We start from the raw sequence: 14,133 nt of genomic DNA, 5'->3' as shown, positions 1-14,133 counted from the left end.
ACGCAGCTAACAGATTTTTTTGGAGAAGGTGTGCTTTTCAGGGTGCTCTCAGGAGTCACCCGCAACCGGGCAGAGAACAATAAAACTACCCTCAGGTAGCTCCCGAATCGGTTGGATCGTTTGACGAGAAAGCAGATCAGCGCTCAAAAAAATACGTTTGCTCTTGACCCCGAATGGGGGTCGCCAAAAAAAGCGGTAAAGGGCCACGGTTGCCAAAAACAACAACAGACCGACCCTCAATAATAAAAAAGAGCATGCAACGACAAATTAAAGGGGAGCTTCGGCTCCCCTTTGTGCTTTCTGTGATTCCTGTTTTTACGACAATCCCTTGTAGGAGCGAGCCTGCTCACCCCTACAAGGGATGGCGTCAGGCATCAGTGCTGCGCAACTCCTCGATACTGATCTCCCGCATCCGGAATTTCTGAATCTTGCCCGTCACCGTCATCGGAAACTCCTCGACGAACTTAAAGTGACGCGGCGTCTTGAAGTGCGCGATGCGCTCCTTGCACCAGGTTTGCAGCTCCAGCTCGGAAACGCTGTGGCCCGGATGAAACTTGATCCACGCGACAATCTCCTCTCCGTAACGCGAGCACGGAATGCCGATCACCTGCACGTCCGCCACGGCCGGGTGAGTGAAGAAGAACTCCTCAAGCTCACGCGGATAAATATTCTCACCGCCGCGAATAATCATGTCCTTGTTGCGCCCGGCGATGCACACGTAACCGGCCTCGTCCATGCTCGCCAAGTCGCCGGTGTGCATCCAGCCGGCCTCATCGATCGCCTCGGCCGTGCCCTGCGGATTGTTCCAGTAACCGAGCATCACACTGTAACCGCGGGTGCAGAGTTCGCCGATGGTGCCGCGTGGCACCAGATTGCCAGTCTCGTCGATGATCTTGCTTTCCAGTTGCGGCTGAGTGCGACCGACGGTGGTCACGCGCAACTCCAATTCGTCCGACGGGCCGGTCTGCAGCGACACAGGGCTGGTTTCGGTCATGCCGTAAGCGATCTGCACTTCACTCATGTGCATCTCGCTGATGACCCGGCGCATCACCTCAATCGGGCACGTTGCGCCGGCCATAATTCCGGTACGCAGTGTCGACAAATCGAATTCAGCCCGTTGCGGCTGGTCGAGCATGGCGATGAACATGGTCGGCACGCCGTAAAGGCCCGTGGCCTTTTCTTCGGCGACGGTGCTCAAGGTCAGCAGCGGGTCGAACGCGTCGTTGGGGTAAATCATGGTGGTGCCATGGGTGATGCAACCGAGGTTGCCCATGACCATGCCGAAGCAGTGGTACAGCGGCACCGGGATCACCAGGCGATCGTCGGCGGTCAAGCCGAGACTCTCGCCGACCATGTAACCGTTGTTGAGAATGTTGTAGTGACTGAGGGTCGCCCCCTTGGGAAAACCGGTTGTGCCAGAGGTGTACTGGATGTTCACCGGTTGATCGAAATGCAGGCTGTCGCCGCGCTTGCGCAACTGATCTTGCGAAACACTGCCGGCCAGATCCGCGAGTTGCGACCACGGCAGGAAACCCGACGGCGGCTGCGCATCAAGGCTGATCACTCCGCGCAGATCCGGCAAGCGCTCGCTCTGAAGTTGACCGATGGATTGCTCGGCCAACTCGGGCACCAAGCCCTGCAACATGGCGTGGTAATTGGACGTTTTGAATGCTCCGGCGCAGACCAGCCACTGGCACCCGGACTGCTTGAGCACATATTCAAGTTCGGAGCTGCGGTAGGCCGGATTGACGTTGACCAGGATCACCCCAATTTTCGCACTGGCGAACTGGCTGATGCACCACTGCGCGCAGTTCGGCGCCCAGATACCGAGACGGTCGCCGGTTTGCAGACCCAGCGCCAGCAAGGCTCTGGCATGGACGTCGACCGCCTCCGCAAGCTGCCGCCAGGTGTAGCGCAACCGCTGATGACGAACCACCAGCGCCTCGCCGTCCGGGTATTGCGCGGCGGTGCGGTCGAACTTCTGGCCGATCGTCATCGCGAGCAGGGCTTTTTCCTGGGAACCACGGGTATAGCTGCGCTGCGGGCTTGCAGTAGGTTGATCCATGACGACCCCGATTTGTCTTTATTTGTGGGTTGCCGACGGTCACTTGTAGGAGCGAGCCCGCTCGCGATTCTGATGTATCAGTCAATGTTTGCATCGACTGACACCACGCCATCGCGAGCAGGCTCATTCCTACAGGATTGGTCTGCTTTTCTGTCTTGAACGCGCCCTACTCTCGCCTAAGTTGACGTTAACGTAAAGGCCGATTGACAGCCTTCCGCCACAAGTTTACGTTAACGTAAAGCTGAGAGCCGGAACGCCGCCCTCTCCACCCTACAAAAAAGCCAAAAGGTGACGCATGAGCTATCCATCCCTGAATTTTGCCCTCGGCGAAACCATCGACATGCTGCGCGATCAGGTTCAGTCCTTTGTCGCTAAAGAGATCGCGCTACGCGCCGCGCAGATTGACAGCGACAACCTGTTCCCCGCCGACCTGTGGCGCAAGTTCGGTGACATGGGCCTGCTCGGCATCACCGTGCCGGAAGAATACGGCGGTGCCGGCCTGGGTTACCTGGCACACGTGGTGTCGATGGAAGAAATCAGCCGTGGTTCGGCGTCGGTGGCGTTGTCCTACGGCGCCCATTCCAATCTCTGCGTCAACCAGATCAACCGCAACGGCAATCACGAACAGAAAAGCAAATACCTGCCGAAGTTGATCAGCGGCGAACACGTCGGCGCGCTGGCGATGAGCGAACCGAACGCCGGTTCCGATGTGGTATCGATGAAACTGCGCGCCGACAAACGCGGCGACCGCTACGTCCTCAACGGCAGCAAAACCTGGATCACCAACGGCCCCGACGCCAACACCTACGTGATCTACGCCAAGACAGACCTGGAAAAAGGCGCCCACGGCATCACCGCGTTCATTGTCGAGCGCGACTGGAAAGGCTTCAGCCGCAGCAACAAATTCGACAAGCTCGGCATGCGCGGTTCCAACACCTGCGAGCTGTTCTTCGATGACGTCGAAGTGCCAGAAGAAAACATCCTCGGCGTGCTCAACGGCGGCGTGAAAGTGCTGATGAGCGGCCTCGATTACGAACGTGTCGTGCTGTCCGGCGGCCCGACCGGGATCATGCAGTCGTGCATGGATCTGATCGTGCCGTACATCCATGACCGCAAGCAGTTCGGCCAGAGCATCGGTGAATTCCAGCTGATCCAGGGCAAAGTCGCCGACATGTACACCCAACTCAATGCCAGCCGCGCTTATCTATACGCCGTTGCACAAGCGTGCGAGCGCGGTGAAACCACGCGCAAGGACGCTGCCGGCGTCATCCTCTACACCGCCGAGCGCGCCACGCAAATGGCCCTGGATGCGATCCAGATTCTCGGCGGCAACGGTTACATCAACGAATTCCCGGCGGGTCGCCTGTTGCGGGACGCCAAGCTGTACGAAATCGGCGCAGGCACCAGTGAGATCCGTCGCATGCTGATCGGTCGCGAACTGTTTAATGAGACGAAATGAATTTTGTCAGCGGCGAGCTTCAAGCTTCAAGCTGCAAAAGAACTGCGCGCTTGTTTCAGCTTGAAGCTTTCAGCTCGACGCTCGAAGCTGCTACGGAGTAGCCATGATTTTGCATACACAGCTCAATCCGCGTTCAGCGGAGTTCGCCGCCAATAGCGCAGCGATGCTGCAACAGGTCGACGCCCTGCACACCTTGCTCGCCCAAGTGGCGCAGGGTGGCGGCCCGAAAGCCCAGGAACGCCATACCTCGCGGGGCAAGCTGTTGCCGCGCGAGCGCATCAACCGCTTGCTTGATCCAGGTTCGCCGTTTCTTGAAATCAGCCAGCTCGCCGCCCACGCTGTGTATGGCGAAGACGTCCCGGCCGCCGGCGTAATTGCCGGAATCGGCCGCGTCGAAGGCGTGGAATGCATGATCGTCGCCAACGACGCGACGGTTAAGGGTGGTTCGTACTACCCGTTGACGGTGAAAAAACACCTGCGCGCCCAGACCATCGCCCAGCAGAACCGCTTGCCGTGCATTTATCTGGTGGATTCGGGCGGTGCCAATCTGCCGCGTCAGGACGAGGTGTTTCCGGATCGCGAGCACTTCGGCCGGATCTTCTTCAATCAGGCCAACATGAGCGCGATGGGCATTCCGCAAATCGCCGTGGTCATGGGCTCATGCACTGCCGGCGGTGCTTACGTGCCGGCGATGGCCGACGAAGCGATCATGGTGCGCAATCAGGCAACGATTTTCCTCGCCGGTCCGCCACTGGTGAAAGCGGCGACCGGTGAAGTGGTCAGTGCCGAAGACCTTGGCGGGGCCGATGTGCATTGCAAGGTTTCGGGGGTGGCCGACCACTATGCCGAAAGTGATGAACACGCCCTCGCCCTCGCACGCCGCAGCGTCGCCAATCTCAACTGGCGCAAGCTCGGCGAGGTGCAGCAACGCACGCCAATCGCCCCGCTCTATGCCAGCGACGAGCTGTACGGCGTGGTTTCGGCGGACGCCAAGCAGCCGTTCGATGTACGCGAAGTGATTGCGCGATTGGTGGACGGTTCGGTGTTCGATGAGTTCAAGGCGCTGTTCGGTACCACGCTGGTGTGCGGCTTCGCGCATCTGCACGGCTACCCGATCGCGATCCTCGCTAACAACGGCATTCTGTTCGCCGAAGCCGCGCAAAAAGGTGCGCACTTCATCGAACTGGCCTGCCAGCGCGGCATCCCCTTATTGTTTTTGCAGAACATCACCGGGTTCATGGTCGGCCAGAAATACGAGGCCGGCGGCATTGCCAAGCACGGCGCAAAACTGGTGACTGCCGTGGCCTGCGCCAAAGTGCCGAAATTCACGGTGATCATCGGCGGCAGCTTCGGCGCCGGCAACTACGGCATGTGCGGACGCGCCTACGATCCACGATTTCTGTGGATGTGGCCGAACGCGCGGATTGGCGTGATGGGCGCCGAACAAGCGGCCGGGGTGCTGGTGCAGGTCAAGCGCGAGCAGGCTGAACGCAGTGGTCAGGCATTCAGCACTGAGCAGGAAGCCGAGATCAAGCAGCCGATCCTCGACCAGTACGAAGAACAAGGCCACCCCTACTATTCCAGCGCTCGGCTGTGGGACGACGGCGTTATCGACCCGGCGCAGACCCGCGACGTACTGGCGCTGGCGTTGTCCGCATCGCTGAATGCGCCTAACGAACCGAGCCGCTTCGGCGTGTTCCGGATGTGATTTTTTGTGGGAGTGGGTTCACTCGCGATGAGGGTCTGTCAGGTATCGGCGACGTCGACTGACACACCGCGTTCGTGAGCAGGCTCGCTCCTACTGGAGACGGATAAAGATGAGCGATTTCAACACCCTTGAGCTGCAAAACGACCCACGCGGGTTCGCGACGCTGTGGCTCAATCGCGAAGACAAGAACAATGCCTTCAATGCCCAGATGATCCGCGAGCTGATTCTCGCGCTGGACAAAGTTGCCAGCGATGCAAGCCTGCGTTTCCTGCTGGTACGAGGGCGCGGCAAGCATTTCAGCGCTGGCGCCGATCTGGCCTGGATGCAGCAATCGGCCGAGCTCGATTACCACACCAACCTCGACGACGCGCGGGAGCTGGCGGAGTTAATGTACAACCTCGCCAAACTGAAAATCCCGACGCTGGCGGTGGTTCAAGGCGCGGCGTTCGGTGGCGCGCTGGGCCTGATCAGCTGCTGTGACATGGCGATCGGCGCCGATGACGCGCAGTTCTGCCTGTCGGAAGTACGCATCGGCCTCGCACCGGCGGTCATCAGCCCGTTCGTGGTGCAAGCCATCGGCGAACGCGCCGCCCGCCGTTATGCCCTGACCGCTGAACGTTTCGGCGGACAGCGGGCGCGGGAAATCGGCTTATTGTCCGAGAGCTATCCGCAGGCCGAACTTGAGCAGAAAGTCGATCAGTGGATCGACAACCTGCTGCTCAACAGCCCCGCCGCCATGCGCGTCAGCAAGGATTTACTCCGCGAAGTGGGCAACGGCGCGTTGAATCCGGCACTGCGCCGTTACACTGAAAACGCCATCGCACGGATCCGCGTCAGTCCCGAGGGACAGGAAGGCTTGCGCGCCTTTTTGCAAAAACGTCCGCCGAACTGGCAAGCCGCAACCACCACCAAGGAGTCGCGTTGATGAGCGCACCTGTACTCACTACCCTTTTGGTGGCCAACCGTGGCGAAATCGCCTGTCGGGTCATGCGCACCGCCAAGGCCTTGGGCCTGACCACCGTGGCCGTGCACAGCGCCACCGATCGTGATGCGCGACACAGCCGTGAAGCGGACATTCGTGTCGACCTCGGCGGCAGCAAGGCGGCAGACAGCTATTTGCAGATCGACAAACTGATCGCGGCGGCCAAGGCCAGCGGCGCTCAGGCGATTCATCCCGGTTACGGCTTCCTGTCGGAAAACGCCGAATTTGCCCGCGCCATAGAGGCCGCCGGCCTGATTTTTCTCGGCCCGCCCGCCTCGGCCATCGACGCCATGGGCAGCAAGTCCGCTGCAAAGGCGCTGATGGAAACCGCCGGCGTGCCGCTTGTACCTGGCTATCATGGCGAGGCGCAGGATCTGGAGACCTTCCGCGACGCCTGCGAGCGAATCGGCTATCCGGTGCTGCTCAAAGCCACGGCCGGCGGCGGCGGCAAGGGCATGAAGGTGGTCGAAGAGGTCAGCCAACTGGCCGAAGCGCTGGCTTCGGCCCAGCGTGAAGCGCAATCATCGTTCGGCGACTCGCGGATGCTGGTTGAGAAATACCTGCTCAAGCCGCGTCATGTGGAAATCCAGGTGTTTGCTGATCAGCACGGCCACTGCCTGTACCTGAACGAACGGGATTGCTCGATTCAACGCCGGCATCAGAAAGTCGTCGAGGAAGCGCCGGCACCGGGGCTCAGCGCTGAACTGCGCAAGGCCATGGGCGAAGCGGCGGTGCGTTCGGCCCAAGCCATCGGTTACGTCGGTGCGGGCACCGTGGAATTTTTGCTGGATGCGCGCGGTGAATTCTTCTTTATGGAGATGAACACCCGCCTGCAAGTTGAACACCCTGTCACCGAAGCCATCACCGGCCTCGATCTGGTGGCCTGGCAGATTCGTGTGGCCCGTGGTGAAGTATTGCCGATCAGTCAGGATCAGGTGCCGCTGATGGGCCATGCCATCGAAGTGCGGTTGTACGCCGAAGATCCAGCGAATGATTTCCTGCCGGCCACCGGCCATCTGGCGTTGTACCGCGAATCCGCTTCGGGCGCCGGGCGCCGGGTCGACAGCGGTGTCGAGGAAGGTGACGAGATCTCGCCATTCTATGACCCGATGCTCGGCAAACTGATTGCCTGGGGCGAAGATCGTGAACAGGCACGACTGCGGTTGTTGAGCATGCTCGATGAGTTCGCCATCGGTGGTTTGAAAACCAACATCGGTTTTCTGCGCCGGATCATCGGCCATCCGGCGTTTGCTGCTGCGCAACTGGATACCGGGTTTATTCCGCGTTATCAGGAACAATTGCTACCGGCGCCCAGTGCGTTGAGCGACGGATTTTGGGAAACGGCCGCACAAGCCTTCGCGCAAAGCCTGCCTGGCACCGCGCGCATCGACGACCCTGCCTCGCCGTGGGCTTTGCACAGTGGTTTGCGTGCCGGATTGCCACGGGAAATTACGTTGCACTTGAGTTGCGAAGGACAGGATCGCGCGTTAACGCTAAGCAACAGCGGCGCTGCAAAACTGGTCGGCGAACAGTTGGTCGTCGATGACGGCGGCATGCGTCACGTACACCGGGCAATACGACGTGGTGGGAATGTTTATCTGCAATGGGAAGGCGAACTGCGGCGCATTGAGGCGTACGACCCCATCAGCGCGGTGGAAGCCAGTAACAGCCACCAGGGTGGGCTGACTGCACCAATGAACGGCAGCATCGTGCGCGTATTAGTGGAAGCCGGTCAGACGGTCGAGGCCGGCGCGCAACTGGTGGTACTCGAAGCGATGAAGATGGAGCACAGCATCCGTGCGCCCCATGCGGGTGTGATCAAGTCGCTGTTCTGCCAGGAAGGCGAGATGGTGAGCGAAGGCAGCGCCCTGGTGGAGTTGGAAGAGGCCTGAACAAAAGATCGATCCTACGCAAAGTGAGGATCGATCCGATCAGAATCTGGCCATTGCCTGAATAACCACGCCGATGATTCGACAGTCGCTGGTGAACAGCGCTGTCGGCCAATTCGGATTGAGCGGTAACAGGTAACGCTGACCGCCCTCTTCGACTAATTTGCGAAACGTCGCTTCGGTACTCTCCGGCCATTGCGCGATCACCAGTTTGCCGGGTACGGCTTCTACCGCCGGATCCACCAGAATCAACATGCCTTCCGAGATGCTGATGCCGTCAGGTGCGGTCATGGCGTTACCTTCGACTCTCAGCCAGAACGCCGCTCCCCTTGCGTGATAATCACTGAGTTCGAAGCGAGTTTTATCCTGCGCAACGGCGTAGGGCACAGGCTCGCTTTCGTGTACTTGCAACGGCTCGCGCCAATCGCTGATCGGGTAACGAAAGTAAGGGTTGTACTTTTGCGTCAGTGGCATGTCGTCATCGGACACGGTCGGCGGTTCACGGATCACCGTCGCAACCTCAAGAAAATCCATGCCCAGCGCTTTCAAGACGCGGTTCATTTCAGGGACGCCGGGTTGCCGGCGCTTGGTCAGCCAATGGCCGATCCCGCCCTGAGACACTCCCACACGCTCACCAAGCTCGAGTTGGGTGATATCGAGCTCATCCATTTTGGCTTTGACCAATTCAATCCATTTATCCATGCCCGGCACCATACGCGGACGTCTCCGACCGTCAAAACACATATTGTCGTATTTAAATTCTGGTCACAACTACAATAAGTATTATGCTGAGCTCACGGACTTGAATCGATCACGGAGCGACAACACCATGAATATCAGCAGCAAAGATTTACCCGATCTGCAAATAGACACGACGCTCACTTCGCCACAAGGTAGCGCCGCCGCACAACGCGCGCTGGACTATTACTTGAAACCAGCTGTTTCTGAGCCTGAAATCGAAGATCGTTTCTTCGGCGTGAATCGCGACGTCAGCAATGAAGAAGCGCTGGTGCACGCCTCGGATCTGTTGCGCTGCGCCGCCGCCACGGCATTGAAGGCAGCCGACGGCCTGCAAGGGAGCAGCCGAGACTTGGCTTTTTCAGTGATTCACATGGTGGATATGGCGAGAGTGATGGTGGATCACTCGCTGGATGCCGCAACCGTTCAGGGACTGGGCATTCGGACGCAAGGGTAAGAATTTACCAATCGTGCAAATAAAAACATTTGACTTGCAAATGATAATGATTATTATTGCATGCAGCTGGTCGCGAGATCAGTCGATGGGCCAGAGACCTTAGGTCGGTCTTCTGGACTATCTCCTCATCAGGCTAATCACGGTTTTTGACCCGGCTTTTTGCCGGGTCTTTTTTTGCCAGTTTTCTGGCTTATGTCTTCAGGCTAATGAAGTCTTTGGGTGCTGCAAATCCGATGGCGCGGATCATATCAAAAGATTTCCGCCTGGCAATACTTGCCCGACGCCATTGAGGCAAAGTAATGGCAATCAGCACTTGAGAATCAATCGCACAGCCACTAAGCTTCGCCCGCGTCACGGAAGACGCCCCCCGCAATTTCCCCTCGGTTCACCCCTGTCCAGCGTGTAAAGTAACCGCCATAAAAATCATATTCAGGAACCGATTATGACCGCGGCCAAATCTTCGTTCGACATCAGCGCCAATTTCGACAGCGGTAACATTCAAGTCATCGACATCAGCAACCCGCTCAATCCGATTCTGGCGATTCGTCCGGACACCCGCAGCCCGCATTTCCAGTGGTTTCACTTCAAGGCCAGCGGTCTGCATGTCGGTCAGGAACACTGGTTTCGCCTGAACAACGCCAGCCAATCTTCCTACAATAAAGCCTGGACCGGTTATCAGGCCGTGGCGTCCTACGACCACGTCAATTGGTTCCGCGTCCCGACCATTTTCGAAGGCGACTGCCTGCGCTTCAGCCTGGAAGCCACGCAAACCCACGCCTGGTTTGCCTACTTCGAACCGTATAGCCGCGGCCGTCATGGCTGGTTGATCGAACAGGCGCTGACCAAGGCCGGTACCGAATTGCTGGCCACCGGTAAAAGTGTCGAAGGCCGCGACATTCAGTTGCTACGCAAAGGCAGCGGCGCCGAGGGCCAGCGCAAAGTGTGGATGATCGCTCAGCAGCACCCGGGGGAGCACATGGCCGAGTGGTTCATGGAGGGGGTGATCGAACGACTGGAAAAACACGACGACCCGGTGTTGAACAAACTGCTGGCCGGCGCCGATCTGTACCTGGTGCCCAACATGAATCCGGACGGCGCGTTCCACGGGCATCTACGCACCAACGCCATGGGCCAGGATTTGAACCGCGCTTGGCAGAGCGCCAGTCAGGACGTCAGCCCAGAAGTCCTTTTCGTCCAGCAGCAGATGGAAAAGTACGGCGTCGATCTGTTCCTCGACGTACACGGCGATGAAGAAATCCCTCACGTGTTTACCGCTGCGTGCGAAGGCAACCCGGGGTATACGCCGCGCATCGAGAAACTCGAAGAACACTTTCGCAGCCATCTGAAGCACACAACCAAGGATTTCCAGACCCGATACGGTTACGTCCGCGATCTGCCGGGCCAGGCCAACATGACCCTGGCCTGCAACAGCGTCGGCCAGAAATACGATTGCCTGGCACTGACCCTGGAGATGCCTTTCAAGGATCACGACGACGCACCGAATCCGCACACCGGATGGTCGGGGAAGCGCTCCAAACAGCTCGGCAAAGACGTATTGACGACCATCGCCGACATGGTCGACACCCTGCGCTGACCACCCCGCGCTTAAACAAAAAGGTCGCAGAACAACTGCGACCTTTTTTGTTGCGACGAAATGAGCGCGTTAGCCTCGACCCCTCCCCCGCAACATGCTGTCGAGCACCTCATCGCGACGCACCCAACCATGGAACAGCGCGGCCGCCAGGTGCAACAGCACCGTCAGAAACAGCAAATACGCCAGATACCCGTGAGCCTTGCGCAGAAACGCGAACACCTGCGCATCAGCCGGCACAATCGATGGCAATTGCAGCGAACTGCTCAGCATCACCGGATCCCCCGCCGCACTGATCATCGCCCACCCCAACAATGGCAGCACCAACATCAAGGCATACAACAACACGTGCGAGGCCTTGGCCGCCAACACCTGCCAACCCGGCAGATCCGCCGGAAGTGGCGGTTGACGCGTGGAAAATCGCACCACCAGCCGCACAATCACCAGCAACAAAATGGCGATGCCCAATGGTTTGTGCAGATTGATCAGCCATTCGTGCCGTGCCGACACCGAGGCAACCATGCCCGCGCCGATGAACAGCATGGCAATGATCATTAAAGCCATTAACCAGTGCAGCAGCCGCGCCAAAGGGGCGAAATGAGACGGTTGGGCGCTCATGGGCGAGCCTCCTGTTGGGCGGCGGGCAATTGGCTGACCTCGCTGGTGCGACGCAAGTAAGAATCGGCGTAACCGGCCGAACGAGCCGCGAGCAATGGATCATCGGAGCCTTCGATACCGGCCGGCAACACCAGCGGATCGTAGTTGATGTCACGGCACTCACCGCTCAGTTGCGGTTCAATTTTCTCCAGCACCAGTGTTCCGGCATTCAGGATCTTCCGACCTTCGGGCCATGGCTTGCTCGCGTCGTTCACCGGATCATCAGCTGTGGCCAACGTAATGTTCAGCCGCCAGCGCAAAGGCCCCGCCTCCAGCCGCCGGGTCAGATCCTTTTCAAGGAAATCCGCCCCTTCCGGCGCCAGGGCACCCGCTGCATCCTCAGCCAGCGGCGTGACGCTCCAGCGCACCGCCTGCTTTTGCCCGTTGGCGCCCACCAGATAAAACGCATTGATACTGTTATAGGTTTCAGTGGCGTAGCTGGCGGAAGGCTTGGCGGTCTTCACCCACGTCAAGAACGGTACGGCCTCCGGATGCGCGGCAAAAAACGCCGGCACTTTGCTCGGGTCGGGTTTGCCGGTGGCCGGATCGGGTACCTGGGCTTGCTGCAACTGATAGAACGCCTCGGGCGTACCCACCGGAAACACCGGCATGCTGTTCATTCCGGTGCGCCACTGCTGGCCATTGGCTTGAGTGAAACGCAGCGCCAGGCTGCGGATCGGTACGGCCGAATCCGGCGCATAGGGATTGCCCGCCGGCAGCGCGAAACGCCCGACCACCGGCGTTCGCGAATCCTTGAACACCTGAGCCGTGGAATAGGATCGGGCTTCACCGCTGTTCTCGAAATGGCCGATCACGCAGACGCCCTTGGCATGGTTGCGTCGGAAACCGGGATGCACGCCGTTGTTTTTTTCCAAGACATCGACCAGTGCCTTGGGCGTCAGACGCTGTGGGTCAAAGGTGCCGTTAACGTAAGCAAATGCGCCAGCCAATGCTGCGACCACGACGGCGATGCCGCCGAGGCGCAACGTCAGGCTCGCAGCACTCAGGGGCGGACGTTGCGGCCCCCCGGGCGGTGAAGTGCGATCAACCATGAACAACTCCGGGGCCATCGGCCACAAGTAGAAAGAGTCAGCAAGACGCACGCCGCGATGGTTTATTCCCGCGTCCGGTATTTATTTTTCCGAACGTGGAATAACCTCGGCTCCCGGGCGTCTTCCTAGTCCATAGCGTAGTGACTAGCTGAACTTCATGAGCGATATCGACGAACAACTCAGAGAAATCATCCCCAGGATGCGGCGGTTTGCCGTGTCGTTGACGCGTAACACCAGCAGCGCCGACGACCTCGTGCAATCGAGCCTGGAGCGGGCATTGTCCGGTTGGGGCGACAAACGCGCTGACGGCGACCTGCGCGCCTGGCTGTTTTCGATTCTTTATCGACAGTTTCTCGACGCTCATCGCCGCTCGCGCCGTTATGCGCGGCTGCTCGAGTTTTTCACCGGCCGCGACGAAGCCGAACCGTCGGCGGAACGTACCGTCATCGCTCAGGCAACCCTGCAAACCTTCGACCGGCTGCCCACCGAGCAACGCGCCCTCCTCTTGTGGGTGTCCGTCGAAGGCCTGACTTATAAAGAGGTCGCCGAGATTCTCGGCGTACCCACCGGCACCGTGATGTCGCGCCTGTCCCGCGCCCGCCAGGCCTTGCGCCAGCTCAGCGACGGCGAAATCAGCAGCCCTTCCTTACGGATACTCAAATGATTAGCATCCCTCCCAACGAGCGTGACCTGCACGCTTACGTCGATCACCAACTCAGCGATGCAGACCGGCGCCTGCTGGAAGCCTGGCTGGCCAATCATCCGGACGAAGCGGCGCAAGTGCGCGCCTGGCAGCAGGACGCTCAACATTTACGCGCCGCGCTTGGTTCGGCATTGCAGCAACCGGCCAACGCCGATCTCGATCCGACAGCCATTCGCCAACGCCTCAAACGCCAATCACGGCGGCACCTGGCCAGTGCGGCGGTATTGCTGATCGCCGTCAGCGTCGGCGGTTTCAGCGGCTGGCAGGCACGAGAAATGACCCTGACTCGCAACGTTCTGCCAATGACCGATGCCTTGCAGGCTTACCGGTTGATCGCCGAGCAAGGCATTTTGCCTGCGGACTACAAAGTCACCGATGAGGCCGACATGCAACGCTGGCTCGACCGTTACTTCACCCAGGCCAATCGCCTGCCGGATCTCGCCATGGCCGGGTTCCAACCGGTCAGCGCGCGGCTGCTCAGCACCGAAGAAGGCCCGGCGGCGATGGTGATTTATGAAGACGTTGGCGGGCACAAGATCAGTTTCTACGTGCGCCCGCCCGGGCCGAAAAACACCTTCCTGCCACGGGGCAGCCGCAGCGACGGTGACTTGCAGGCCGAATACTGGTCAGGCAGCGGCTACAACTATGCGATGGTCAGCCCGGCGGACACGCCGACGGCGCGGTTGCTCAGGCAAACCACACAGTTCTGATCATTGACGCGCTTGTAGCAGCTGCCGAAGGCTGCGATCTTTTGATCCTGACTGGTTACACTACGGCGTCGCGCTCGGGAGGAGCCGGCCCGAGATGAGGAGTGACCCCGACAGTGCCCGCC

12 protein-coding genes are annotated in these 14,133 nt (G+C 59.5%); 8 read left to right on the top strand and 4 right to left on the bottom strand.

The window, feature by feature from the left end; all coding sequences use genetic code 11:
- Positions 1 to 367: 367 nt before the first annotated feature.
- Positions 368 to 2,065, bottom strand: a complete 1,698-nt coding sequence (locus GIW69_RS15790; RefSeq protein ID WP_236483630.1) for an AMP-binding protein — start codon at positions 2,063 to 2,065, stop codon at positions 368 to 370.
- A 295-nt stretch (positions 2,066 to 2,360) separates the two neighbouring features.
- On the opposite strand from GIW69_RS15790, the gene GIW69_RS15785 reads away from it, so the two are divergent.
- The 4 genes from GIW69_RS15785 to GIW69_RS15770 all read left to right on the top strand — a co-directional run bounded on the left by GIW69_RS15785 (position 2,361) and on the right by GIW69_RS15770 (position 8,106).
- On the top strand, positions 2,361 to 3,524 hold the full coding sequence (locus tag GIW69_RS15785) for an isovaleryl-CoA dehydrogenase (protein ID WP_236483628.1): 1,164 nt from the start codon (positions 2,361 to 2,363) through the stop codon (positions 3,522 to 3,524).
- A gap of 103 nt (positions 3,525 to 3,627) precedes the next feature.
- Positions 3,628 to 5,232, top strand: coding sequence for a carboxyl transferase domain-containing protein (locus tag GIW69_RS15780; protein WP_236483626.1), 1,605 nt, complete (start codon positions 3,628 to 3,630; stop codon positions 5,230 to 5,232).
- Between the two features lie 109 nt (positions 5,233 to 5,341).
- Positions 5,342 to 6,157 (top strand): gamma-carboxygeranoyl-CoA hydratase, encoded by an 816-nt coding sequence (locus tag GIW69_RS15775; RefSeq protein ID WP_236483624.1) that lies wholly within the window; start codon positions 5,342 to 5,344, stop codon positions 6,155 to 6,157.
- Positions 6,157 to 8,106: an acetyl-CoA carboxylase biotin carboxylase subunit gene (locus tag GIW69_RS15770; RefSeq protein ID WP_236483622.1), complete on the top strand. Its 1,950-nt coding sequence runs from the start codon at positions 6,157 to 6,159 to the stop codon at positions 8,104 to 8,106. Before GIW69_RS15775 ends, GIW69_RS15770 begins: the two co-directional genes overlap by 1 nt.
- 39 nt (positions 8,107 to 8,145) lie before the next feature.
- On the opposite strand, the gene GIW69_RS15765 is transcribed toward GIW69_RS15770, so the two are convergent.
- Entirely contained in the window at positions 8,146 to 8,805 is a 660-nt protein-coding gene (locus GIW69_RS15765; RefSeq protein WP_236483620.1) for an XRE family transcriptional regulator, read from the bottom strand.
- Positions 8,806 to 8,932: 127 nt separating this feature from the next.
- On the opposite strand from GIW69_RS15765, the gene GIW69_RS15760 reads away from it, so the two are divergent.
- Together GIW69_RS15760 and GIW69_RS15755 are read left to right on the top strand one after the other, a co-directional pair.
- On the top strand, positions 8,933 to 9,298 hold the full coding sequence (locus GIW69_RS15760) for a DUF6124 family protein (RefSeq protein WP_236483619.1): 366 nt from the start codon (positions 8,933 to 8,935) through the stop codon (positions 9,296 to 9,298).
- Between the two features lie 442 nt (positions 9,299 to 9,740).
- Complete coding sequence (locus GIW69_RS15755) at positions 9,741 to 10,892, top strand: M14 family metallopeptidase (protein ID WP_236483617.1); 1,152 nt, start codon at positions 9,741 to 9,743, stop codon at positions 10,890 to 10,892.
- Positions 10,893 to 10,961: 69 nt separating this feature from the next.
- Here GIW69_RS15755 and GIW69_RS15750 read toward each other — a convergent pair whose 3' ends face one another.
- A complete protein-coding gene (locus GIW69_RS15750; protein ID WP_236483616.1) occupies positions 10,962 to 11,507 on the bottom strand; it encodes a cytochrome b/b6 domain-containing protein in 546 nt (181 codons plus the stop codon).
- A complete protein-coding gene (locus GIW69_RS15745; protein WP_236483614.1) occupies positions 11,504 to 12,598 on the bottom strand; it encodes a catalase family peroxidase in 1,095 nt (364 codons plus the stop codon). Before GIW69_RS15745 ends, GIW69_RS15750 begins: the two co-directional genes overlap by 4 nt.
- A 157-nt stretch (positions 12,599 to 12,755) precedes the next feature.
- Here GIW69_RS15745 and GIW69_RS15740 point away from each other — a divergent pair, with 157 nt between their 5' ends.
- Both GIW69_RS15740 and GIW69_RS15735 read left to right on the top strand, forming a co-directional pair.
- A complete protein-coding gene (locus GIW69_RS15740) occupies positions 12,756 to 13,262 on the top strand; it encodes a sigma-70 family RNA polymerase sigma factor (RefSeq protein ID WP_236483613.1) in 507 nt (168 codons plus the stop codon).
- Complete coding sequence (locus GIW69_RS15735; protein ID WP_236483612.1) at positions 13,259 to 14,011, top strand: anti-sigma factor family protein; 753 nt, start codon at positions 13,259 to 13,261, stop codon at positions 14,009 to 14,011. The genes GIW69_RS15740 and GIW69_RS15735 overlap by 4 nt, the downstream gene beginning before the upstream one ends.
- Positions 14,012 to 14,133 lie beyond the last annotated feature (122 nt).

Origin of the sequence: Pseudomonas syringae (assembly GCF_021605415.1) — a bacterium.
Taxonomy (GTDB): domain Bacteria; phylum Pseudomonadota; class Gammaproteobacteria; order Pseudomonadales; family Pseudomonadaceae; genus Aquipseudomonas; species Aquipseudomonas syringae_S.
The sequence above is the reverse complement of the archived record's forward strand: the minus strand, read 5'-3'. Positions and strand labels throughout refer to the sequence as shown.